24 protein-coding genes are annotated in these 23,376 nt (G+C 68.3%); 9 read left to right on the top strand and 15 right to left on the bottom strand.

Translation table 11 applies throughout. The features are described from left to right. Positions 1-79: 79 nt before the first annotated feature. Together A5732_RS02485 and greA are read left to right on the top strand one after the other, a co-directional pair. Positions 80-514: a DUF4307 domain-containing protein gene (locus tag A5732_RS02485; protein WP_065054184.1), complete on the top strand. Its 435-nt coding sequence runs from the start codon at positions 80-82 to the stop codon at positions 512-514. A 221-nt stretch (positions 515-735) separates the two neighbouring features. After that, positions 736-1,230 carry a transcription elongation factor GreA gene (gene greA, locus A5732_RS02490; protein ID WP_064953998.1) on the top strand — a complete coding sequence of 165 codons (495 nt, stop codon included), beginning with the start codon at positions 736-738 and terminating at the stop codon, positions 1,228-1,230. A 5-nt stretch (positions 1,231-1,235) separates the two neighbouring features. Here greA and A5732_RS02495 read toward each other — a convergent pair whose 3' ends face one another. The 4 genes from A5732_RS02495 to A5732_RS02510 form a co-directional block, all read right to left on the bottom strand. After that, positions 1,236-2,402 (bottom strand): cystathionine gamma-synthase, encoded by a 1,167-nt coding sequence (locus A5732_RS02495; protein ID WP_076100436.1) that lies wholly within the window; start codon positions 2,400-2,402, stop codon positions 1,236-1,238. An 11-nt stretch (positions 2,403-2,413) separates the two neighbouring features. Beyond that, positions 2,414-3,148, bottom strand: a complete 735-nt coding sequence (locus tag A5732_RS02500) for an RDD family protein (RefSeq protein ID WP_065073718.1) — start codon at positions 3,146-3,148, stop codon at positions 2,414-2,416. A gap of 87 nt (positions 3,149-3,235) precedes the next feature. Further along, positions 3,236-4,642 (bottom strand): cystathionine beta-synthase, encoded by a 1,407-nt coding sequence (locus A5732_RS02505; protein ID WP_076100439.1) that lies wholly within the window; start codon positions 4,640-4,642, stop codon positions 3,236-3,238. A 61-nt stretch (positions 4,643-4,703) separates the two neighbouring features. After that, complete coding sequence (locus A5732_RS02510; RefSeq protein WP_064953994.1) at positions 4,704-5,771, bottom strand: alpha/beta hydrolase; 1,068 nt, start codon at positions 5,769-5,771, stop codon at positions 4,704-4,706. 243 nt (positions 5,772-6,014) lie between these two features. On the opposite strand from A5732_RS02510, the gene A5732_RS02515 reads away from it, so the two are divergent. Then, positions 6,015-6,977, top strand: a complete 963-nt coding sequence (locus A5732_RS02515) for an SGNH/GDSL hydrolase family protein (protein ID WP_139334527.1) — start codon at positions 6,015-6,017, stop codon at positions 6,975-6,977. 93 nt (positions 6,978-7,070) lie between these two features. Then, positions 7,071-8,288 (top strand): acetyl-CoA C-acetyltransferase, encoded by a 1,218-nt coding sequence (locus A5732_RS02520; RefSeq protein ID WP_065054195.1) that lies wholly within the window; start codon positions 7,071-7,073, stop codon positions 8,286-8,288. Between the two features lie 136 nt (positions 8,289-8,424). Here A5732_RS02520 and A5732_RS02525 read toward each other — a convergent pair whose 3' ends face one another. Continuing rightward, on the bottom strand, positions 8,425-9,276 hold the full coding sequence (locus A5732_RS02525; RefSeq protein ID WP_065073714.1) for a Bax inhibitor-1/YccA family protein: 852 nt from the start codon (positions 9,274-9,276) through the stop codon (positions 8,425-8,427). 214 nt (positions 9,277-9,490) lie between these two features. Between A5732_RS02525 and A5732_RS02530 the strand changes: the two genes are divergently transcribed. From A5732_RS02530 to A5732_RS02540, 3 genes are read left to right on the top strand one after another with little or no spacing between them, the layout of a single operon-like run. After that, complete coding sequence (locus A5732_RS02530; protein ID WP_076100473.1) at positions 9,491-10,528, top strand: enoyl-CoA hydratase/isomerase family protein; 1,038 nt, start codon at positions 9,491-9,493, stop codon at positions 10,526-10,528. Between the two features lie 13 nt (positions 10,529-10,541). Continuing rightward, positions 10,542-11,324, top strand: a complete 783-nt coding sequence (locus A5732_RS02535) for an enoyl-CoA hydratase (protein ID WP_076100442.1) — start codon at positions 10,542-10,544, stop codon at positions 11,322-11,324. Positions 11,325-11,333: 9 nt separating this feature from the next. Further along, positions 11,334-13,118: an alpha/beta hydrolase gene (locus A5732_RS02540; protein ID WP_076100444.1), complete on the top strand. Its 1,785-nt coding sequence runs from the start codon at positions 11,334-11,336 to the stop codon at positions 13,116-13,118. On the opposite strand, the gene A5732_RS02545 is transcribed toward A5732_RS02540, so the two are convergent. Both A5732_RS02545 and A5732_RS02550 read right to left on the bottom strand, forming a co-directional pair. Then, on the bottom strand, positions 13,115-13,552 hold the full coding sequence (locus tag A5732_RS02545) for a rhodanese-like domain-containing protein (RefSeq protein WP_076100447.1): 438 nt from the start codon (positions 13,550-13,552) through the stop codon (positions 13,115-13,117). The two genes, A5732_RS02540 and A5732_RS02545, sit on opposite strands and share 4 nt — an antisense overlap. Further along, positions 13,549-14,169 (bottom strand): cysteine dioxygenase, encoded by a 621-nt coding sequence (locus tag A5732_RS02550; protein WP_076100450.1) that lies wholly within the window; start codon positions 14,167-14,169, stop codon positions 13,549-13,551. Before A5732_RS02550 ends, A5732_RS02545 begins: the two co-directional genes overlap by 4 nt. 116 nt (positions 14,170-14,285) lie before the next feature. Between A5732_RS02550 and A5732_RS02555 the strand changes: the two genes are divergently transcribed. Both A5732_RS02555 and A5732_RS02560 read left to right on the top strand, forming a co-directional pair. Next, positions 14,286-14,717: a lipoprotein LpqV gene (locus tag A5732_RS02555; protein WP_076100453.1), complete on the top strand. Its 432-nt coding sequence runs from the start codon at positions 14,286-14,288 to the stop codon at positions 14,715-14,717. 95 nt (positions 14,718-14,812) lie between these two features. Next, entirely contained in the window at positions 14,813-15,883 is a 1,071-nt protein-coding gene (locus A5732_RS02560; protein WP_171974944.1) for a patatin-like phospholipase family protein, read from the top strand. Positions 15,884-15,916: 33 nt separating this feature from the next. On the opposite strand, the gene A5732_RS02565 is transcribed toward A5732_RS02560, so the two are convergent. The 8 genes from A5732_RS02565 to A5732_RS02600 all read right to left on the bottom strand — a co-directional run bounded on the left by A5732_RS02565 (position 15,917) and on the right by A5732_RS02600 (position 23,341). Then, the gene (locus A5732_RS02565) at positions 15,917-16,786 is read right to left on the bottom strand and encodes a patatin-like phospholipase family protein (RefSeq protein WP_076100458.1); all 870 of its coding nucleotides are present in this window, start codon (positions 16,784-16,786) and stop codon (positions 15,917-15,919) included. Between the two features lie 24 nt (positions 16,787-16,810). Then, positions 16,811-17,701: a class II glutamine amidotransferase gene (locus A5732_RS02570; RefSeq protein ID WP_076100461.1), complete on the bottom strand. Its 891-nt coding sequence runs from the start codon at positions 17,699-17,701 to the stop codon at positions 16,811-16,813. A 25-nt stretch (positions 17,702-17,726) separates the two neighbouring features. Further along, entirely contained in the window at positions 17,727-18,200 is a 474-nt protein-coding gene (locus A5732_RS02575) for an SRPBCC family protein (RefSeq protein WP_076100463.1), read from the bottom strand. Between the two features lie 19 nt (positions 18,201-18,219). Then, the gene (locus A5732_RS02580; RefSeq protein WP_064953981.1) at positions 18,220-19,845 is read right to left on the bottom strand and encodes a long-chain fatty acid--CoA ligase; all 1,626 of its coding nucleotides are present in this window, start codon (positions 19,843-19,845) and stop codon (positions 18,220-18,222) included. 163 nt (positions 19,846-20,008) lie between these two features. After that, positions 20,009-21,127 (bottom strand): WD40 repeat domain-containing protein, encoded by a 1,119-nt coding sequence (locus A5732_RS02585; protein ID WP_076051162.1) that lies wholly within the window; start codon positions 21,125-21,127, stop codon positions 20,009-20,011. Positions 21,128-21,525: 398 nt separating this feature from the next. Next, entirely contained in the window at positions 21,526-22,296 is a 771-nt protein-coding gene (locus tag A5732_RS02590) for a DUF427 domain-containing protein (protein ID WP_076100465.1), read from the bottom strand. 7 nt (positions 22,297-22,303) lie between these two features. After that, positions 22,304-22,576, bottom strand: a complete 273-nt coding sequence (locus tag A5732_RS02595) for a DUF6295 family protein (RefSeq protein ID WP_065054221.1) — start codon at positions 22,574-22,576, stop codon at positions 22,304-22,306. 9 nt (positions 22,577-22,585) lie between these two features. Further along, the gene (locus A5732_RS02600) at positions 22,586-23,341 is read right to left on the bottom strand and encodes a dienelactone hydrolase family protein (protein ID WP_065054223.1); all 756 of its coding nucleotides are present in this window, start codon (positions 23,339-23,341) and stop codon (positions 22,586-22,588) included. Between the last annotated feature and the right edge of the window lie 35 nt (positions 23,342-23,376).

The raw sequence follows: 23,376 nt of genomic DNA on the forward strand, positions 1-23,376 counted from the left end.
AATTCCAGTTCCGACTTCGTTGCGTGCCGTCGGCTTGGGCCCGGCCGCCGACAACCAGGCAAAACAGGCGTAACCAGGTATGACCGAAACCCCGATTTCTCGTCCGGAGGCTCGCTACGGACGCTCCCGGCTGTCGCGTATCCCCCGGCGGTGGGTGATCGCCGCGCTGGGCGCGCTGGTGATCGTGGCCGGGCTCGTCATCGCCGTCATCGGTTATCACCGCTTCGGCACCAGCGACGTCAAGGGAACGTTGGCCGGCTATCGGGTGATCGACAACCAGACGGCGTCGGTAACGATCAGCGTGACGCGATCGGATCCCTCACGGCCGGTGGACTGCATCGTGCGGGTCCGCGCGCAGGACGGCAGCGAGACGGGCCGGCGCGAGCTGCTGGTCCCGCCGTCGGACGCGGCGACTGTGCAGGTGACCACGACGGTGAAATCCTTCGAACCGCCGGTGGTGGCCGACATCTATGGCTGCGGCACCGATGTGCCCGCCTACCTGCGCCCCGCGTGACCTCGGAGATCCACGGCGAACTGCGAATATGGGGTCATCAACTGTTTGCGCAGTGGTAACATGGATGAATGCACGGTTCCGGTTGGGGCCGTGTTGCTGCATTAGCGACCGTGAGCAAAACGGAGCGGCAGCACACGGGGAGGCACCCGCAGGCTCCGGGGCGGCGGAGCTAACAGGACTTAACGCGAACTCGCGAAACAACATACGAGGAGCACGACGAGATGACGGACACTTCCGTGACCTGGCTGACCCAGGAGTCACACGATCGACTCAAGGCCGAGCTCGATCACTTGATCGCGAATCGTCCGGTCATCGCCGCGGAGATCAACGACCGCCGCGAGGAGGGCGACCTGCGCGAGAACGGCGGCTACCACGCCGCCCGCGAAGAGCAGGGCCAGCAGGAGGCCCGGATCCGTCAGCTGCAGGACCTGCTCAACAACGCCAAGGTCGGCGAGGCTCCCAAGCAGTCCGGCGTCGCGCTGCCCGGCTCGGTGGTGAAGGTCTACTACAACGGCGACAAGTCCGACACGGAGACCTTCCTGATCGCCACCCGCCAGGAGGGCGTCAACGACGGCAAGCTCGAGGTGTACTCGCCCAACTCACCGCTGGGCGGCGCCCTGATCGACGCCAAGGAAGGCGAGACCCGCACCTACGTGGTGCCCAACGGCAACACCGTCGAGGTCACGCTGGTCAGCGCGGAGCCCTACCACTCCTGAGGCTTCTAGCCCAAGGCCTGATCAAGATCGGCCAGCAGGTCGGCGATGTCTTCGATGCCGACCGACAGGCGCACCAGATCGTCGGGGACCTCCAATTGCGACCCGGCCGTCGACGCGTGCGTCATCGCGCTGGGATGCTCGATCAGCGACTCGACGCCACCCAGCGATTCGGCCAGGATGAACACTTTGGTCTTGGCGCACAGATCGCGGGCGGCGTCGCGGCCGCCGCGCATCCGGACCGAGACCATGCCGCCGAAGGCACTCATCTGCCGTGCGGCGACCTCATGGCCGGGGTGTGAGGGCAGGCCGGGATACAGCACGGCGCTCACCGCGGGGTGCCCGGAGAGGAATTCCGCTACGGCCGAAGCGTTTTCGCTGTGCCGCTGCATGCGCAGCACCAGCGTCTTCAGGCCGCGCATCGTCAGGTAGGCGTCGAACGGGCCGGGCACCGCGCCGGCCCCGTTCTGCAGGAAGGCGAAGGCCTCGTCCAGCTCCTGATCGTTGGTGACCAGCGCACCGCCGACCACGTCGGAGTGCCCACCGATGTATTTGGTGGTCGAGTGCAGCACGATGTCGGCGCCCAACGTCAACGGCCGCTGCAGCGCGGGCGAGGCAAAAGTGTTGTCCACCAACACCTTTGCCGAGCTGCGCTGGCCCAGTTCGGCCAGCGCGGCGATGTCGGCGATGGACAGCAGCGGATTGGTCGGGGTTTCGGCCCAGATCAGCCGGGTCCGCGGCGTGATCGCGGCGGCGACGGCGTCCAGCTCGTGCAGCGCCACCGGTGTGTACTCGACGTTCCACTGGGTGAACACCTTGTCGATCAGCCGGAAGGTGCCGCCGTAGGCGTCGTTCGGGATGACCACATGGTCGCCGGGACGCAGCAGCGCGCGCAGGGCGCAGTCGGTGGCGGCCATGCCCGAACCGAAGGCCCGGCCGTAGGCGCCGTCTTCGACGGCGGCCAGCGCGGCTTCCAGCGCGGCGCGGGTCGGGTTGCCGGTGCGCGCGTATTCGAACCCGCCGCGCAGGGCGCCCACACCGTCCTGGGCGAAGGTGCTGCTGGCGTAGATCGGGGCGTTCACCGCGCCGGTCGCCGGGTCCGGCCGGTAGCCGGCGTGAATCGCTTTGGTGGCCAGTCCGGTGAATTCGGGGTGTCCGTTGCGGTCGTCGCTCATCGACGATCAGCCTAGGTGACGGCCGGCCTCTCGGCGCCGTCGATCGGCAAGCACACCGTCGTCATGATCTTGTCCGCCAGCGTCTGACGCTTCGAATCCCACAGCGGGAAAAGGAAACCGATGAAGCAGATGATCGCGTCGACGAAGTGCGCCAGCGAGCGCACCACCGACATCCCGAAGCCGATGGGTTGGCCGGTGATCTCGCTGACCACCTTGCACTTCAGCACCGACTTGCCGACGCTCGACCCGGTGGTGCCCTGCCGGTAGCCGTAATTCCAGATCAGATAGAACAGCCCGATTATCGACGCCAGCCACTGCGCCACCATGCCGACGGTCGAGTTCTGGGTGGCGCAGTACTGGTTGACGGCGTACTGCGTGACGTCGGTGATGCAGGCGGTCTGCTGGGTGGCGACCAGGATCGCGGTGCCGATCCCGTGCACCACGACGTACGGGAGGATGTCGATGACGAACGCCAGCGCGCGGGTGAGCCACGGCGTGTAGTCCTGCGTCGGCAGCGTGCGGATCGCCGGCCCGGGTGGCGGCGGCGCGTATCCGCCGGCCGACGGCGGGGGCGGCGGGTACGACCCGCCGGGCGGCGGTGGCGGGGGCGGCGGATACGACCCGGCGGGCGACTGCGGAGGCGGCGGCATCTGCTGGCCACCCGAAGGCGGCTGCTGACCACCCGACGGCCCGGGCGACGAGGGAGGTGGCGGGTAAGCGCCGCCGGGCGGCGGTTGATCGGTCATGGGCAACCTTCCACTCGGGTCCAGCCGAACTAGGCCGAAACAGTACCCGAGCCCATCGCGCCCCGGCGAGACGCGCGGCGCCGCGAATTACCGGCGGCCGGACAGTCCCCGAGGCCCGTCGGAGAGGAACCCCAGCAAGTCATAGCGGGTGATCACCCCGACCGGTTTGCCTTCCTCGACCACCATCAGCGCGTCCCAATCGCGCAGCGCCTTGCCGGCCGCGCTGACCAACTCGCCGGCGCCGATCATCGGCAGCGGCGGGCTCATGTGCAGCGCGACCGCGTCGGCCAATTTCGCCCGGCCCTCGAAGACGGCCGACAGCAGTTCGCGCTCCGAGACGCTGCCCGCCACCTCCCCCGCCATCACCGGCGGCTCGGCGCCGACCACCGGCATCTGCGACACCCCGTACTCGCGCAGGATGCCGATCGCGTCGCGCACGGTCTCGGACGGGTGAGTGTGCACCAGGTCGGGTAGCTCCCCGGACTTGCGGCGCAGCACGTCGCCGACCCTGGACTGTTCGGTGGAGCCGTCGAGGCGGCTGCGCAGGAACCCGTACGACGACATCCAGGCGTCGTTGAAGATCTTCGACATGTAGCCGCGTCCGCCGTCGGGCAGCAGCACCACCACGATCGAGTCGGCGCCGGCCTGCTCGGCGACCTTGAGCGCGGCCACTACCGCCATCCCGCACGACCCGCCGACCAGCATCGCTTCCTCGCGGGCCAGCCGCCGGGTCATGTCGAACGAGTCGGAGTCGGAGACGGCGATGATCTCGTCGGGCACCGTCCGGTCGTAGGCCTGCGGCCAGAAGTCCTCACCGACGCCCTCCACCAGATAGGGCCGGCCGGTGCCGCCGGAATACACCGACCCCTCGGGGTCGGCGCCGATGATGCGCACCGCGCCGTTGGACACCTCTTTGAGGTAGCGGCCCGCGCCGGTGATCGTTCCGCCGGTGCCGATGCCGGCGACGAAGTGGGTGACCTTGCCGTCGGTGTCGGCCCAGATCTCCGGGCCGGTGGTGGCGTAGTGGCTGGCCGGGCCCTCCGGGTTGGCGTACTGATCGGGCTTCCACGCGCCGTCGATCTCGGTGACCAGCCGGTCGGAGACGCTGTAGTAGCTGTCCGGGTGCTCGGGCGGCACGGCGGTCGGGCACACGACGACCTCGGCGCCGTAGGCCATCAGCACGTTGCGCTTGTCCTCGCTGACCTTATCGGGGCAGACGAACACGCACTTGTAGCCGCGGTGCTGGGCGACGAGGGCCAGCCCCACGCCGGTGTTGCCCGAGGTGGGTTCGACGATGGTGCCGCCGGGCCGCAGCTGTCCGCTGGCCTCGGCCGCGTCGATCATCTTCACCGCGATCCGGTCCTTCGAGCTGCCACCGGGATTGAGGTATTCGACCTTGGCCGCCACGATGCCGGCACCGTCGGGGACGACCGAATTCAGACGCACCAGCGGCGTGCCGCCGATGAGGTCACTGATGTGCTGCGCGATCCGCATGCGTTCATCGTCTCAGGCGGTTTCGCGCGGCGCACAACTACTCTCCGCGCGCTATGCGCGGCTAGCCGGTGGCCTCGCGGATGTAGTCGCCGATCTGCCGCAGCGAGCGCACAGCCTCGGGCACCATCGGCGCGGCCAGCTGGAAGTCGTGGATCTGTCCGGGCCACACCCGCACCTCGGCCGGCACGCCCACCGCGGCCAGCCTGCTCGCCGCCAGCCGCGCGTCGTGCAACAGCACCTCGGAGCCCGACACGTGGATCAGCGTGCGCGGCAGGCCCGGCTTGATGTGCTCCAGCGGCTCGTAGATCTCTTCGGGCTTCCCGTCGACGATGTTCTTCCGGGCCGCGCCGGCCACCAGCTCGGAGAGCGCATCGAACGCCCCGGCCGTGAACATCGCATCCGTCTCGATGTTGGGGTGGGCCTGCTTGGGTTCCTTGGCCAGCTGCAGCAGCGGCGAGATCGCCACCAGCGCAGCGGGATCCTCGCCCTCCTCCTGCAGGCGCTGGGCCAGCGTGAGCGCCAGGTAGCCGCCGGCGGAGTCACCGGCCAGCACGATCTGGTCGGGTTCGTACCCGCGCTGCCGCAGCCACCGGTACGCGTCGTGACAGTCGTCGAGCGCCATCCCGACCGAATTCTTGGGCAGCAGACGGTAATTGACCACCAGGATGGGCGAGTCGGCGAACTTGGACAGGGCTTCGACGAGCCGGCCGTGCGAGTTCGCCCCACAGGTGAGGAAGGCGCCGCCGTGCAGGTAGACGATCACGCGGCGGCTGCCGTCGGCCGGCAGCACCCCGGGCGCGCGGACCAGCTGTGCCGACGCGTGGGGCAGCTTCACGGTCTCGCGGACCGTGGCCGACGCCGGGATCAGCACCCGGGCGGTGAGGTCGATCAGACCCCAGGGCCAGGGCAGGTTGGGGACATGACTGCCGACGGACAGGATCGGTCGGATGGTCAGGCGTGAGGTGAGGTTCGCCAGTCGCGCGGCGACGCTCGGCCCGGATTCCAGGACCTCGACGGGTGCGCCGTCGCTGATGGCGAATTTGCGTGCCTGGGCTCGACGCGCTCTCAGAACGTCATGGGGCCGAACGGTAGTTGCCGAAGACCCCGATTCCTTACTAGGTGCAGTCATGCTCAACACTTCCTACGCCGTTGTAGTGCGATACAGCATGTGACGAGGCGACCGAGCGTCTGGTTCAGCCGTTTGCCAAAGCGCTCAGCCAACCCCTTGATGCCAGCTTGACAGGCGTTGCTTAGTACAACGTATGAAATAGCTGATTCGATACCAGTTTTGCTTCGCACCGTAATCAGTTCGTTTTCCAGCCACCCGCGCGAAACTCGCAGCGGCTCTAAACTTGATGGCGTGACCATGCGGGTGCCACGTCGTTCGGCGATCGCCCTGGCCACAGCGGGCGCGCTGGCCTCAACAGGAACCGCCTACCTGGGGGCACGCAGTCTGTTGGTCGGCCAGGCCACCCACGCGCGCACGATCATCCCCAAGTCCTGGGACATCCCGCCCCGCGCGGACGGCGTGTACGTGCGCGGCGGCGGCCCGGTGGAGCGGTGGCACCGCGGCATGGCGGTCGACCAGCATCTGATGATCTTCGGTGACTCGACCGCCGCCGGATACGGCTGCATGAGCGCCGACGAAGTGCCCGGGGTACGGATCGCCCGCGGCCTCGCCGAGCAGACCGGCAAACGAATCCGGTTGAGTACCAAGTCGATCGTGGGCGCCACCTCCAAGGGCGTGTGCGGTCAGGTCGACGCGATGTTCGTGGCCGGCCCGCCACCGGACATCGCGGTGATCATGGTCGGCGCCAACGACGTGACCGCGCTGAACGGCATCAGCCAGTCGGCGCAGCGGCTGGGGTTGAGCGTCCGCAAGTTGCGTGCCCGCGGCGCCGTGGTGATCGTCGGCACCTGCCCCGATCTCGGGTTCATCAGCGCCATTCCGCAGCCGCTGCGGTCGCTGGCGCACGAGCGTTGCCTGCAGCTTGCACGGGCCCAGACCGCGGCGGTCCGGTCGGCCGGCGGCGTGCCGGTGCCGCTGGCGCAGCTGATGGCGCCGCAATTCCGCGCCACCCCGGATGCCATGTTCTCCGCCGACGGCTTCCACCCCTCGGCACCGGCCTATGCGCTCGCGGCCGACGCGCTGCTGCTCGCGCTCTGCGACGCGCTGGGCGAGGAGGTGGAGCGCCCGCCGGTGAGTTCGCCGGTGCCGGCGGCGACGCCGGTGCTCGGCCAGCGGCACACCCGCACCAGCGTGATGTCGCGGCTGTGGCGGCGTCCGGCGCCCGGACCTGCCCCGTCTTCGTGCCCCGAGGTCGGCAGCGACTAGATTTGTTCTCGCCCGTCGAGGTGGACCTACCGCCCGAAGGTGAAGCGAGCCAGCCCCATCTGTGGGATCTGCAGGGATCTGAAGGGAACCACCATGCCTGAAGCCGTCATTGTCTCAACTGCTCGCTCGCCGATCGGCCGCGCGATGAAGGGGTCGCTGGTCAACATGCGCCCCGACGACCTGACCGTCCAGATCGTGCGCGCCGCCCTCGACAAGGTGCCCGCCCTGAACCCGCACCAGATCGACGACCTGATCCTGGGCTGCGGCCAGCCGGCCGGCGAATCCGGCTACAACCTGGCGCGCGTCATCGCCGTCGAGCTCGGCTTCGACTTCCTGCCGGGCACCACGGTCAACCGGTACTGCTCGTCGTCGCTGCAGACCTCGCGGATGGCCTTCCACGCGATCAAGGCCGGTGAGGGCGACGCCTTCATCTCCGCGGGTGTGGAGACGGTGTCCCGCTTCGCCAAGGGCAGCGCCGACTCGTGGCCGGACACCAAGAACTCGCTGTTCGGTGAGGCTCAGGAGCGGTCGGCCGCCGCGGCCGAGGGCGCCGAGGAGTGGCACGACCCCCGCGCCGACGACAACATCCCCGACGTCTACATCGCGATGGGGCAGACGGCCGAGAACGTGGCGCTGCTGACCGGCATTAGCCGCGAGGACCAGGACCACTGGGGGGTGCGCAGCCAGAACCGCGCCGAGGAAGCGATCAAGAGCGGCTTCTTCGAGCGCGAGATCACGCCGGTGACGCTGCCCGACGGCACCACGGTGAGCACCGACGACGGCCCGCGTCCCGGCACCACCTACGAGAAGATCAGCCAGCTCAAGCCGGTGTTCCGGCCCAACGGCACGGTGACCGCGGGCAACGCGTGCCCGCTCAACGACGGCGCCGCCGCGGTGGTGATCACCAGCGACACCAAGGCCAAGGAACTGGGCCTGACGCCGCTGGCGCGCATCGTGTCCACCGGGGTCAGCGGCCTGTCCCCGGAGATCATGGGCCTGGGCCCGATCGAGGCGACCAAGAAGGCGCTGGCGCGCGCCAAGCTGTCGGTCGGCGATATCGATCTGTTCGAGATCAACGAGGCGTTCGCGGTCCAGGTGCTGGGCTCGGCGCGCGAGCTGGGCATCGACGAGGACAAGCTGAACGTGTCCGGCGGAGCGATCGCCCTGGGCCACCCCTTCGGCATGACCGGCGCACGCATCGCCACCACGCTGCTCAACAACCTGCAGACGCACGACAAGACGTTCGGTCTGGAGACCATGTGCGTCGGCGGCGGCCAGGGCATGGCGATGGTGATCGAGCGGCTGAGCTAGGACGCGCGCGTTGAGTGTGCGCCCATGGCGGCGACACGCCGGGTAAGCCCGCCGTCAGCGCACACTCAACGCCCTCAACGCACAACGAAAGAACCGGCACGCCCACGGGCGTGCCGGTTCTTTCTCTGTGGCAGAGCTAGTCGTTCTGCAGATAACTCAGCAGACGCAGGATCTCGATGTACAGCCAGACCAGCGTCACGGTCAGGCCGAGCGCGATGCCCCATGCCGCCTTCTCCGGCGCGCCGGCGCGGACCATCTGGTCGGCCGCGTCGAAGTCGATCAGGAAGCTGAACGCCGCGATCGCGATGCACACCAGCGAGAAGATGATCGCCACCGTGCCGCCGCTGCGCAGGCCCAGACCGGTGCCGCCGTTGACGTGGAACATCGCCAGCACGAAGTTGCCGAGCATCAGGGCCAGCACGCCGAACATCGCGGCGACCAGCATGCGGGTGAACTTGGGCGTCACCCGGATGGCCCCCGTCTTGTAGACGACGAGCATCCCGAAGAACACCCCGAAGGTGCCCAGCACCGCCTCACCGATCAGCGCCCCGGCGTTGGCGTTCGACACCGAGAAGTTGGCGAAGACGAACGAGATGGCGCCCAGTACCAGACCCTCGAGCACCGCGTAACTCAACACGATGCCGGGGTTGTCCTGCTTGCGGCCGAAGGTGGCCACCAGCACCAGGGCCAGGCCGCCCAGTCCGCCGACCAGGGCCAGCGGCATGGCCAGCGCGACGTCGCGGGCGACCAGGAAGTAAGAGACCACGGCGGACAGCGCCAGCACGGCCAGGGTGATGCCGGTCTTGGTGACGACGTCGTCGATGGTCAGCGGACGCGAAGCTTTGGCCTCCGTGTACGGGGCCGGGTAGGGAGCCGCGTACGGGTCGGCTCCATAGCCCTGCATCGGGGGCGCGCCAGTGCCGAATTGTGCGTATCCGCCCCTCTGCTTAGGCAGCGAACGAAATACCGGGTTGCTTGTCTCCCGCACCGTCGGATCCTCTCTAATTGGCTTCGAGCTGTGCGAACACAATCTCAACGATCGGCGTTGCACCCTGGTTCCCAGCGGACCTGGGCGTTTTCCGGTGGATATTGTCTCCGCCGTTGTCGTCGCGTTAAAGATAACCCTTACCCGCGGGCATCGCGCCGGTCGTGACGATCTAGATTTCTTCCTCGAGGCTGAACCGGCGATGGGAGGCGAGGGCGTGACCGACGAATCCGATGAGGTTCTGACCGAAGTCGAGGGCACCGTCGGCTTGATCACGCTCAACCGGCCCAAGGCGATCAACTCGCTGAATCAGCCGATGGTCGACGCGCTGAGCGCCATCCTCACCAACTGGGCGGGCGACGACGCGGTGCGCGCGGTGGTGCTGTCCGGCGCCGGCGAACGCGGACTGTGCGCCGGCGGCGACGTGGTTTCGATCTATCACAGCGCGCGCAAGGACGGGGTCGAGGCGCGACGCTTCTGGCGCGACGAGTATCTGCTCAACGCGCAGATCGCCGAGTTCCCCAAGCCGTACGTGGCGTTGATGGACGGCATCGTGATGGGCGGAGGCGTCGGCGTCAGCGCGCACGCGAACACCCGGGTGATCACCGATACCTCCAAGATCGCCATGCCCGAGGTCGGCATCGGCTTCATCCCCGACGTCGGTGGTGTCTATCTGCTGTCCCGGGCTCCCGGCGGGCTGGGTCTTCACGCCGCGCTGACCGGGGCGCCGTTCTCCGGAGCCGACGCCATCGCCATGGGTTTCGCCGACCACTACGTCCCGCACGGCGACGTGGATGCGTTCCGCCGTGCGGTGGTCTCCGACGGCGCGGAAGACGCACTTGCCAAGTACGCGACCGAACCGCCGGCCAGTGAGCTTGCCACGCAACGCGACTGGATCGACGAATGCTATGCCGGTGACACCGTCGGGGACATCGTCGCCGCGCTGCGCGGGCACGACGCGGGTCCGGCCGAGGAAGCAGCCAACCTGATCACCACGCGTTCCCCGATTGCGCTGTCGGTGACCCTGGCGGCGGTGCGCCGCGCCGCCAAGCTCGCCACTTTGAAAGACGTTCTGGTGCAGGACTATCGGGTGTCGTCGGCGTCGCTGCGCTCGCACGATCTGGTGGAGGGCATCCGCGCCCAGCTGATCGACAAGGATCGCAATCCGCAATGGTCGCCGGCGCAGCTGTCCGCGGTCACCGCGGCCGACGTCGAGGCGTATTTCGCCCCGGTCGACGACGACTTGAGTTTCTAGAAAGGCGGTTTGGATGACAGACACGAATTACGAGACCATCCTCGTCGAGCGCGAAGAGCGTGTCGGCATCATCACCCTGAACCGGCCGAAGGCACTCAATGCCCTGAACACTCAGGTGATGAACGAAGTCACCAGCGCGGCAGCCGATTTCGACGACGACCCCGACATCGGGGCGATCGTCATCACCGGCTCGGCCAAGGCGTTCGCCGCCGGCGCCGACATCAAGGAGATGGCCGCGCTGACGTTCGCGGACGCCTTCGGCGCCGACTTCTTCGCCCCCTGGAGCAAGCTCGCCGCGGTCCGCACCCCGACGATCGCCGCGGTGGCCGGGCACGCGCTGGGCGGCGGCTGCGAGCTCGCCATGATGTGCGATGTGCTGATCGCCGCCGACACAGCGAAATTCGGCCAGCCCGAGATCAAGCTCGGCGTGCTGCCCGGCATGGGCGGCTCACAGCGGCTGACCCGAGCCATCGGCAAGGCCAAGGCCATGGACCTCATCCTGACCGGCCGCACCATCGGCGCCGAAGAAGCCGAACGAAGCGGCCTGGTCTCACGAGTGGTGCCGGCCGACGACCTGCTGACCGAGGCCAAAACCGTCGCGACCACCATTTCGCAGATGTCGCGCTCGGCGGCCCGGATGGCCAAAGAGGCCGTCAACCGCGCGTTCGAATCCACCCTGGCCGAGGGACTTCTCTACGAGCGCAGGCTCTTTCACTCGACTTTCGCGACCGAGGATCAGTCCGAAGGGATGGCGGCCTTCGTCGAGAAACGCCCGCCGAACTTCACCCACCGCTAGGACGCTTGCATGAGCGAACCGGTTTCCGCGACACAGGCAGACCAAGACCCGGCGGACGTCGTCGAGGAGTCCGCTGCGCCCGAGCCGGACGTCGCCGCGCGACCGGCACCCGGGTCGCGAGCCGGGCGTGCGGTCCCCACCCTGCCATGGACCGAAAGACCTTGGTATGTGCGGCATTACACGTTCACCGGCACCGCGGTGGGCGTGATCTTCATCTGGCTTTCGCTGACACCGTCGCTGCTGCCCCGCGGCCCGTTGTTCCAGGGGCTGGTCAGCGGGCTCTCCGGGGCCATCGGCTATGGGCTGGGCGTCTTTTCGGTCTGGCTGGTGCGGTTCATGCGCGAAAAGGATCACAGCCCACCGCCACCATCCTGGGCGTGGAAGGTGCTGATCCCGGTCGGCGTGGTGGGCCAGGTGCTCATGGCGATCTGGTTCCACGTGTGGCAAGACGACGTGCGCGACCTGATGAACGTGGAGCACCTCAAGTGGTACGACTACCCGCTGGCCGGCGTGCTGTCACTGGTGGTGCTGTTCACGGTGGTCGAGATCGGCCAATTCATCCGCTGGCTGGTCCGCTTTCTGGTCGGTCAGGTGGACCGTTTCGTGCCGTTTCGGCTTTCGGCGACCATCGTGGTCATCACCCTGGTGGTCATGACCGTCGCGGTGCTCAACGGGGTCGTGCTCAAGTTCGCCATGCGCACCATGAACGACACCTTCGCCGCGGCCAACAACGAGGTGAGTCCCGATAGCGCGGCGCCGAAGTCCCCGCTGCGCTCCGGCGGTCCCGAGTCGCTGGTGTCGTGGGAATCCCTTGGCCACCAAGGCCGCATCTTCGTCGGGGGCGGTCCAAAGGTCGCCGATCTGACCGCCTTCAGCGGGACCCCGGCCACCGAGCCGATCCGGGCCTACGCCGGATTGGACTCGTCCAAGGGCATCACGGCTTCCGCGGAACTGGCGGCACAGGAATTGCAGCGCACCGGCGGACTGCAGCGCGCCGTCGTCGCGGTGGGCACCACCACCGGCACCGGCTGGATCAACGAGGCGGAAGCCTCGGCGCTGGAATACATGTACAACGGCAACACCGCGATCGTGAGCATGCAGTATTCGTTCCTGCCGAGCTGGCTGTCGTTCCTGGTGGACAAGGAAAACGCCCGGCACGCCGGGCAGGCGCTCTTCGAGGCCGTCGACAAGCTGATCCGCCAGATGCCCGAAGGCAGCCGGCCCAAGCTCGTGGTGTTCGGCGAGAGCCTGGGATCGTTCGGGGGCGAGGCGCCGTTCTTGAGCCTGAACAACGTGCTGGCGCGCACCGACGGGGCATTGTTCAGCGGACCGACCTTCAAAAACACCATCTGGACCGATCTGACGTCGACGCGTGATCGTGGGTCGCCGGAGTGGTTACCGATCTACCAGGACGGTCGATATGTCCGATTCGTCGCTCGCGCAAAGGATTTGACGCGTCCCAACGCCCCGTGGGATCACCCGCGGGTGGTGTATCTGCAGCACGCGTCGGATCCCATCGCCTGGTGGACGCCGGATCTGTTGTTCAGCAAGCCTGACTGGCTGAACGAGCCGCGCGGCTACGACGTACTGCCGCAGACGCGCTGGATTCCGATCGTCACGTTCCTGCAGGTGTCGGCCGACATGGCGGTGGCGGTGGACGTACCCGACGGGCATGGCCACCACTACGTCGCCAACGTCGCCGACGGCTGGGCGGCGGTGCTGCCACCGCCCGGATGGACGCCGGAGATGACCGCGAAACTGCGTCCGCTGCTGCACTCCGACGAGACGACTTAGAGCCAGCGGCGCGCGGTGCCGTCGGTGTCGGCGAACACCGGATCGACCCGGTCCCCGGCCAGCTCGCTCAGCACGCCGGCGCCGGCCAGCGCGTGATAGCCGCCGATGACGTCGGTGGCGCGGTGCAGGCCGATGTCCAGCAGCGCGGCCGCCGCCAGGCTGGACGTGTAGCCCTCCGAACACAGGATCACCCATTCGACGTCGTCGCCGACGGCCTCGGGCAGCTTGGCCTCGCTGGTGGGATCGCAGCGCCACTCCAGGACGTTGCGTTCGATCACCAACGCGCCGGGCACCTCACCCTCGCGAAAGCGCTGGGCCTGCGGCCGGATGTCGACCAGCACCGCGCCGCGCCGCAGCGCATCGGGCACTTCGACGGCGGGCAGGCGGCGATACCGGCGCCGGGCGGATCTCAAGACGACGTCGATGCGGCTCATGGCGATCCCTCCGGCTGGTCGGTCAGTTCGGTGCGTTCGCGGCGCAACGTCTTGCGGTCGGTGACCTCGTAGTACGACATCGCCGTCAGGGGTGGCGAGTAGGCATGCACGCTCAGGGTCGGCTGCACCGGCGCGGCGGAGATGCTCGGTGCCCCCGAGACCGGCAGCGAAACGGGCACGGTGACCGGCCGCGGCGCCCAGACCACGTCGTGCACCCAGCCCAACGGGAACCCGGCCTGATCGCCGGCGTCCAGCCGACGGCGTCGCAAAGCCTTTCCGTCCCAACGGTATTCGTTCAGCGATCCGGAAATGACGGTCAGCGCGCCCAGCGACCCGCCGTGATCGTGCAGCTCGGTCGGCTGGCCGGGCACCCAGCTGATCAGCCAGACGTCGAGTTCCTCGTCGCCGTGGATGCGGGTGAACCAGCGCCGCGACTCGGGTATGCCGCCCGCGGGCAACAGGTGGTCGCAGCGCCCGCTGAGCACATCGTCGGCGGCCTGGTCGGTGGCGTAGAGCAGATCAGGCACTCGCAGCCGGGTCGGGCCGGCGGACGGGGCGGAGAGGGCTCGCGGGCGCGGGGCAGCCACAGTAGGGACCGTGGCGACGGGCACAGACATTTAGAGGAGCTTTCACGCGAAAACGGACAGGACAAGCGGCGGCGTGTTACGGCCGACAACACTCGCAAAATCCGAAGCGCTCCATCACGGCCGCCAGTGTTGCATAGATTGAGACCGTGCGCTGGCGCGGTGATCGGTCCCGGCGGTGGGGCGCGGTTGTTGCCGTGGCCGCCATCCTGGCGGTCACGGGGTGCTCGCACGGCGCGCCCTCGTCCCAATCGGCGCGGCAATCCGGCGTCGGCAACGGCCCGGGCTCGGCGCCCGCGGGCTCCGTCGGCCTGTCCCCCGCCGGCGTGACGACCCGGGTCGACGTCCCCGCGGACTCGTCCGAAGAGGAGTACTACCAGGCCTGTCACGCCGCGAAAGAGTGGATGGACGCCCAGCCCAAGACGGGCGCGTCGCTGTTCGAGCCGTATCTGTCGATGGTTCAGGCCTCCCCGGCGGGCACCGCGGGCAGCTGGAACGCACCGTGGTCGAAGCTGACGCTGGCCCGCCAGGCCGCCGTGATCGTCGCCGCGCGGGCCGCCGCCAACGACGAATGCGGGTAGGGCCGCGCCCCGCGATTGTTCGCCGCCGCGTAATTGGGATCACGGCTGAAAAAAGTGCCCGCGCCGCCCGCTGACCGACCCCCTCCGCGCAAAATATAGGGGTGCCCGACGAACTTCCGCGTCGATCAGAACCGACCCGGGTGGCACTCGCCCTCGGCAGCGGCGGCGCCCGCGGCTACGCCCACATCGGGGTGATCGAGGCCCTGGTGGCGCGCGGCTACGACATCGTCGGCATCTCCGGCTCGTCGATGGGCGCGCTGGTCGGCGGATTGCAGTCGGCCGGACGGCTCGACGAGTTCGCCGACTGGGCGAAGTCGCTGACCCAGCGCACCATCCTGCGGCTGCTGGACCCGTCCATTAGCGCGGCCGGCGTGATGCGGGCCGGCAAGATCTTGGACGCGGTACGCGACATCCTGGGCCCGGTCGCCATCGAAGAACTGCCCATCCCCTTCACCGCGGTGGCGACCGATCTGCTGGCGGGCAAGTCCGTGTGGTTTCAGCGCGGCCCCCTCGACGAGGCGATCCGGGCGTCCATCGCGATCCCCGGCGTGATCGCGCCCCACGCGGTCGATGGGCGGCTGCTCGCCGACGGCGGCATCCTGGATCCGCTGCCGCTGGCCCCGCTCGCCGCGGTCAACGCCGACCTGACCATCGCGGTGAGCCTGTCCGGCAGCGAGGCGGTCAGCAACCGTGAACCGGAGCCGGGCGCCACCGTCGAGTGGCTGACCCGCATGGTGCGCAGCACCTCCGCGCTGCTCGACACGGCCGCCGCCCGTTCGCTGCTCGACCGGCCGACGGCGCGCGCGGTGCTGAGCAGGCTGGGCGGACCGGCCGGTGAATCGGACAGCTGGGCGGACACCCAGGAGGACGAGCAGCCGGTTGACGACGCCGGCGAGCTGGCCGGCGTGGGACCCGAGGTGCCGAAACTGGGCAGCTTCGAGGTGATGAACCGGACCATCGACATCGCCCAGGCCGCCCTGGCCCGCCACACCCTTGCGGTCTACCCGCCCGACCTGCACATCGAGATCCCGCGCTCGACGTGCCGGGCCTTGGAATTCCACCGGGCGGTGGAGGTGATCGCGGCCGGCCGCGCGCTGGCGGACGACGCGCTGGACGCCCTGGAGGTCGAGGACGACCAGGACGACCCGCCCGCGATCGAGCGCTAAGCCGCGCTCAAATCGCTTGCGCGCCAAGCGCTGTCATAGGCCCAGGAAGCGGGCGATGGCCGCGGCTTCGCGGCGGCCCTGGTCGCGTCCGGCCAGGGCCGACGGGATGCGGCAGCCCGGGTCCAGCGCGTTGGGCCCGAAGGCGGCCAGCGAATCGGCGTCGGCGAAGACGGCGAACGCAGCCCCGGGAAACGCCGAGACCTCGGCGGCCGGCCCGGCACCGAACGGTGACGGCGCATCGATTCCCGAGGGCACCAGCACCACCGCCGTCGCGCAGTCGGCGGCCACCACGAGGTTGACCGAGCTGGCGACCCCGCCGTCCATGTAGTGGCGGCCCGCGATCGTCACCGGCGGCCACGCCCCCGGCACCGCGCAACTCGCCGCGACGGCGTCGACCAGGTCGACGCCCGACTCGCGGTCGAAGACGGTCAATTCGCCGGTTTCGACGTCGATCGCCGTGAGCCGCAATTCGGAATCCGGCCAGTCGTGCGACGGCAAGCGCCGCGCGATGACCTCGCGGCGCACCGGCGCGGGAACGGTTTCGGTGGCCAGCGCCACCGCACCGATGCGCTGCATCTGTTGCCGGGTCCGGTCCAGCGTCTCCTCATACGGCTCAGCCAGGGCCGTCAGGAACAGTTCGGTGATGGTTTCGACGTCGACCCCGGAATCGATCTCGGCCGATGACTCGGCGACCTGCCGGTCGAACAGCTCGTCCAGGGTGTGGCCGCTGCTCAGCTGCGCGGCGACGGCCGAGCCCGCCGAGGTCCCGACCAGCACGTCCGACTCGACCAGTAGCCGGGCCAGCGTCGGCGACTCGTCGGCGATGCCTCGCAGAACACCTGTCTCCCAGGCGATTCCCGCTATTCCCCCACCGGCCAGCACCAGGGCGCGTTTGGTCGTCACGCTCAGTAACTCTGCCAAACGGCGTCAGGCCAGTTGCCGGGTGTTCGGCAGTGCGTGCTGCGACTCCTCCACCGGCGAGCTCAGGTCCTCGCGACGCAGCAGATGCTTGGGCGGGTCCGGCAGGATCATGCTGCGGTGGATTTGCAGATCCGCATCGACATGGAAGAGTTCACCCGCCGGCAGCAGCCGCCAGCGTGGCTCGTCGTCCATCACCTCAGTGGCGAACACCACCGATGACCGCTCACACAGATGCTCCGACCGGGCGTGAATCCGCTTGGTGCACAAGTCGAATTCGGAATCAAGCGAAGCCGGTTCGTCGGATCGATCCAGAATATAGAGGTGATGGGTTTCGGGGTATCGCAGCGCCCACATGTCGGTGGCCGTGCATAACAACACGTTGACCGCGTAGATCCAAGCGTGCTCGGCGAGCCATCGCATGGCGTCGGTGAGGCCGGCGGTGATGTCGCCGTCGCGGGCCCGGATCGCGGCGGTGATCAACGCGAAGACCCGCTCGGAATCGGTGTCGCCCAACACCAAGTCGTCCGTGCCGACCTCGCGCAGCCGCTCGTCGAGGATGTCCAATCCTTCGAGGACGCCGTTGTGCGCGAAGATCCGCCCGTCCTGCAGGAACGGGTGCGTGTTGTGGATGTCGAGCGAGCCGGTGGTCGCGTAGCGGACATGGGCGATGACGGTCGTGCCGGTCATCCGGTGCGCCTCGGTCGCGAATTCGGCGTCCTGCCAGGCCGCTATCGGCTCCTTGTACAGGTGCGGTTGGCCGTGTTCGTCGAAGACGCCCAGCCCGGTGCCGTCCGGATTTCTCCTGCTCTGCTGAGCCAGGCTGTCCGGGGCATCGAGCAGCCAGAAGGTCGCGGTGCACGCGTGCGTCCCGGCGTGCAGGCCAAAGAGTCGGCACATGGCTTCCCACGCTAGCGGTCGCGGGTCAGCCCGTCAGCACGGCCGACAGGTGTTGCAGCGCCCGACGCGCGTAGCCCTTCCACATCCTGCCCAGCACCGGCAGGGCCCAGGCCGTCAGCGCGGAGCGCGGGCGGATGTCCCAGCGCCAGGTGATCTCGGTGCCGCCGGCGGCCGGGGTGAAGATCCATTCGCCGAGGACGTGGTCGACCAGCAGCGCCATCGGACCGGTGACCTCCGAAAGCCGGTAGCCGAACGACCGCGGCGGGTCGACGCTGGTCAGTTCCTCGCGCATGCTGGCCCCACCGGCCAGCTGCACGACGCGGGTCTGGCCCGCCGCGTCCCAGGCGCCGGTCTGCTCGCGCACTTCCTTGATCGGCGGGAACGGCCCGTACCAGCGGTGAAAAAGCGTCGGGAGCGGAATGGGCATTGTCCGGTGAAAAGCGTCCTGGACGGCGACCGGGGTGATCACGGATTGATCGACGACGAGTGAATGTGCCACTGGTGTAACGCCTTTCAGCTCAGCGCGCCTCGATCACCTGGTATTCGTCCCCGGCGTAGCGCGACCGGATGGTCTTCTTGTCGTACTTGCCGACGCTGGTGCGCGGTATCTCGTCGACGAAGGTCCACCGCTCGGGCAGCCACCACCGAACTACCTTGTCGGCGAGGAAGTTTCGCAGCTGTTCGGGGCTCACCGCCGCGCCCTCCTTGGCCACGATCACCGCGAGCGGCCGTTCCTCCCAGCGCTCGTCGGGAACGCCGACCACGGCGGCCTCGACCACATCCGGGTGCCCGATCAAGAAGTTCTCCAACTCGACCGAGGAGATCCATTCCCCACCGGATTTGATGACGTCCTTCGCGCGGTCGGTCAGGGTGACGAACCCGCGCTCATCGATGCGGCCTACATCGCCGGTGCGCAGCCAGCCGGAGTCGAACTTCGATTCGTCGCGGCCCAGGTAATAGGAGCCGGCGATCCACGGTCCGCGGACCTCGACCTCGCCGACGGCCTGGCCGTCGTTGGGCAGCACCTGACCGTCGTCGTCGACGATGCGCATCTCCACCCCGCAGACCGGCTGACCCTGCGTTCCGCGGAAGGCCCAGTGCTGGTCCTCCGGGGTGCCCGGCGGCGGCCAGGCCATGGTCGCCAGCGGCGAGGTCTCCGTCATGCCCCACAGCTGCCGAATCTGTACGTCGTGCTTTTCCTCGAAGGTGCGCATGAGCGACACCGGGACGGCCGAGCCGCCGCAGACCACCAGCCGCAGCGACGACATGTCGTGGTCGGGGTCGTCCTCGAGGTGATGCAGGACGCCGTTCCAGATGGTCGGCACCGCGCCGGTCACGGTGGGCTTCAGGTCCTCGACCATCGCGACCAGCGAGCGGGGGTCGAGGTGGCAATCGGGCAACACCAGGTCGGCGCCGGCCATCAGCGCCGCGTACGGCAGCCCCCAGGCGTTGGCGTGGAACATCGGCACGATGGGCAGCACGCTGTCGGTGGCCCCGACGCCGATGCCGTTGGTGGTACACGCGCCCATCGTATGCAGGTAGCTCGAACGGTGGCTGTAGACAACGCCTTTCGGGTTGCCGGTGGTGCCGCTGGTGTAGCACATCGCGGCCGCGGAATTCTCGTCGATGCGCGGCCAGTCGAACTCGGTGGGCTCGCCGTCGAGGACGTCGGCGTAGCGCAGCACGGTCTTGCCCGCGCCCTGCAGCGGCTCGGTGTCGTCGCCGACCACGATCACGGTGTGCACGGTTTCGAGCTCGGGCAGCACGGGTGCGAGCAATTTGACCAGTGAGGCGTCGACCAGCACCACCTGGTCTTCGGCCTCGTTGGCGACGAAGGCGATCTGCTCGGGGAACAGCCGGATGTTGAGGGTATGCAGGACGGCACCCATCGACGGCAAGGCGAGGTATGCGGTGAGGTGCTCGGCGTTGTTCCACATGAACGTGCCCACCCGCTGGTCACCGGTGACCCCGAGCCGGCGCAGGCCATTCGCCAGTTGCGCGGCCTGCCGGCCCAGCTCCCGGTAGGTCGTGCGCCGGTAGCCGTCGCCGGTGGCGGTCGTGACGGTGCGTTCCCCGTGCACGGTGCAGCCGTGACGCATGATCGCGGTGATGGTCAACGGGAAGTCCTGCATCGTGCCGTCCACTGATCTACCGCCTTAGTCTCGGGGCAGCACCCGCCTGTGCCGTCGGCCGCCTCCCACCCTAAGCCTCAACTCGCGAGAGTGTCAGCACCCGAGGAGACTGACGGTCGATCGCGTGGATTCCGTTCGGCCGGGGCCGCTTTGGCGCCCCGTGGCGCCGGCGGACCTAGGCCAGGACCGATTCCCACTCCGGCAGTTCGGGCAGCCAGCCCGCGGACGACAGGTCCCGGTCGCTCGCGCCGCCGGAGGTCTGCGATGGCGCGGTCGACGCGATGCGCGCCGCGGTGATCACGCCGGAGTAGTCGGCGACGTAGAGATGGGTGCCGTCGGGGCTCTCCGCCACGCACGACGGGTGCTTGGACACCTTGACCTCGCCGACGACGTCCTGCTGGTGGGTGCTCAGCACCGTGATGCGGTCGTCGCTGACCAGGTAAGCCCGCGCGCCGTCACGACTGAGCGTCATCCGCGTGAGCGGGCCGGTGATCTCCGGGATCTTGTGGGTGCCGACGATTTTGTTGACCCGGGTGTCCACCACGTCGACCACCGCGCCGGCGACCGGATCGCAGCTCGCCACGTACGCCGTGCCGCCGTCGTCGCTCAACGCCACATCGCGCAGGGGCAGCCCGAGGTCGACGACGCCGACGATGCGCGACCGGCCACCGACCCGGCGATTATCGGACCGCGTCCGGGTATCGATCATGACCAGACTGCCGCCGGTCGGGGCGTTCATGCCGACATACAGCCGACGTCCGTCGGCGCTGATCCGCACGCATTCGGTGGTGGTGCCGGGCACGGTCGCCAGGTCGATGACCTCGAGTTCGCCGGTGGTGGTGTCCAGCACCGTCACATCGGCGCCGCGAACCGCGTTCCGGCTGGCGTAAAGGAATTTGCCGTCCGGGCTCACCGTCAGGTCGCTGACGCTGTTCGCGAGCCGGTGTGTAGCGATACGCCAGTTCGTGACGACATCGATTACTTCGATGGCGTCGTAGCCGGCGGTCGCGACGCTGACGTAGGCGTAGTTGGAGTCCGCACTGCTCATGGTGACTGCGAACGGTTCGGCCAGGCCGGGGACGGTGCTCGAGACACGGCACGTGTTGGCGTCGATGACCGAAATCATGTTGCGGCCGTAATTCGTTGCGACCAGCCGGCGCCCGTCCGGGCTGATGTCGATATCGCTGATCGGACCGTTGTGCAACGGGACTCGCACCACCGAGGTGGTGTCAAGCTCGAAGATTCGGGCGTCTGGATCGTCGTGTGCGGCCGTAGGGCCGTTCACATCGTTCACGCTGGCACCGCCTTTGCTGTTTGTCGGCTCTGTGGGCGCAGTGGCGAAGCCCGCCGGTGCGTGTGCGACGATTGGCCTCCGGATCCACCGGCTTTCAGCACCGAAAGGCGCTGACGAGACTGGTTTTCGGTAGTCTACTGGCCCTAAATCGCCGCACCGCAGTTCGAGATGCTCGACGTTAGCTACGTCACTGTCCGCACTCAGGTTCTGCTCAGACTTCCAATCCCGCTGTATCGCAGTCGCTTACCCGTAGCGAAAGTCAGGCAAACCCGCTTCCGGCGGATTTCGCGCGCGCCGCTAACAGCCCACGTGAGCGCGCTATCGGGTACGGATGTAAGGAAATCTCAGGTTTCGCGGCCGACGAGGGATAAATCACACCGCCCGGCGCCGGGGTTACCTTAGCTGAACTGCGTTTGCGGCCTCGCCAACCGGACCCCGTCGACGGCGATGTCGAGTTTCTCGTTGTAGAAAGCGATTAGACCGGCAATCTGACCGACCGCCGGAAGCGGATAGTGGTAGGTCCATGCCAGGTCCTCGTGCACGGCGTCACCCACGCGCACCGACCAATAACCTGACGTAACCCCCTTGTACGGACACAGCGTCTGCGTGGGGCTGGCTTCCAGATGCTCGAAGGCGATATCGGTCGGATCGATGTAATACCTTGTCGGCAAACCAGTTTCAAATAGCAAAACGGGAGTTGTGGTGTCGGCCAAGACAATTCCATCGAGCTCCACACGCACATGGCGGTGCGAGCGCAGGGCGTCGACCCGCGAATACGGATTGCGCGGGTGGCCGTAGATCGGCTCGTCTTCTTCGAACCACCGCAACGGATTCCACTCGAACCGCACCGTTCCGGCCAGCGGGCCATCCCCGTCGGCGTCGAACACCCGCGCGGCGGACTCATACTTCTGGCCGGCGCCCACCAGGGAGTACAGCCGCGACGCTCCGAATTGCACCTTCTGGGCATGGTTTTCGTCGTGCAGGAACTCGGAACGGACGTCGTCGAGCGGGATGTAGTACTGCGGGTAGTACGGAACTTCCCACACGTAGCGGGCGGCGGTGGTGTCGAACACCAGCGCGTCGCCGAGATAACCACGGACCCGCCGCGGGGCGGGTTCGACCCTGCCGCGCGAAGCGGCCATCTGCGGGTAACCGGTGTCGGCGGTCATCGCTGACCTACTGATCCTTGGAGGCCAGTCCGGCCGGGGCGTGACCGATGGCCTTGCGGATGGCGTCGGCCAGCGCCAGCGCGCTTTCCTCGGTCAATTCCAGCGCCACCCGCGCCGACGGGCCGAGCTGCGGATTGATCACGTCGATGTTGACGGTGTGGCCGTAGGGCGCGTGGACGGGGTGGTCGACATACACCGTCGCGCGGTTGGCGCCGAACCATCCCGTCGCGCCCTTGCCGCTGCCGTCGATCTCGACATGTTCGGTGAGATAGGTGCACATGGGAAATGCCTAGCCCTTCAGGTAGGTGGCGAAGAACTCGTCGATGCGCCGCCAGCCGTCCACCGCGGCCTCCGGCCGGTACGCCGGCCGGTCGACGGAGAAGAACGAATGGCCCGCACCCTCGTAGGAGTGGAATTCGTGCTGCTTGTCGTGCTTGTTGAGCTCGGCGTCCAGGGTGGCCACAGCGGCGGGCGCCGGAAACCGGTCGTCGAGCCCGAACAGGCCCAGCAGCGGACAGCTGAGGTTGGCGGCCAGATCCAGGATCGGCTTCATGGCCTTGGGCATGCCCTCGGGCGGGTCCTCGACGATGAACGCGCCGTAGCAGTCCACCGCCGCATCGAACGGCAGCGAGCACGCCGCCAGGTAGGCGTGCCGTCCGCCCGAGCAGTGCCCGATGACACCGAACTTGCCGTTGGCGCCGTCCAACGTGCGCAGGTGCTCCACCGCGCCCGCGACGTCGCCGACCAATCGTTCGTCGGGCACCCCGCCGGCGGCGCGGGCCGCGGCGGCCGCATCATCGGGCGCGGCACCCGGGGCTTCGCGCGAGTAGAGGTTCGGCGCCACGGCGTTATAGCCGCTGACGGCGAGCCGGCGGACGAACTCCTTGGTCTCCCGGTCGTACCCGGGCATGTGGTGGATCCATACCACGCCGCCCCGCGAGCCCTGCGCGAGCGGCACGGCCTGGTAGGCCTCGATCTCGTCGCCGCCGTGGCCGGTGATGGTGATGGTTTCTGCGCGGATGGCGTCTGCGCTGGGTGCGTTCATCACGACTCCCTTTCTCCGCTCCGGTGGGCATTCCC

This window comes from Mycobacterium colombiense (assembly GCF_001953985.1).
GTDB classification, from domain to species: Bacteria; Actinomycetota; Actinomycetes; order Mycobacteriales; family Mycobacteriaceae; genus Mycobacterium; species Mycobacterium colombiense_B.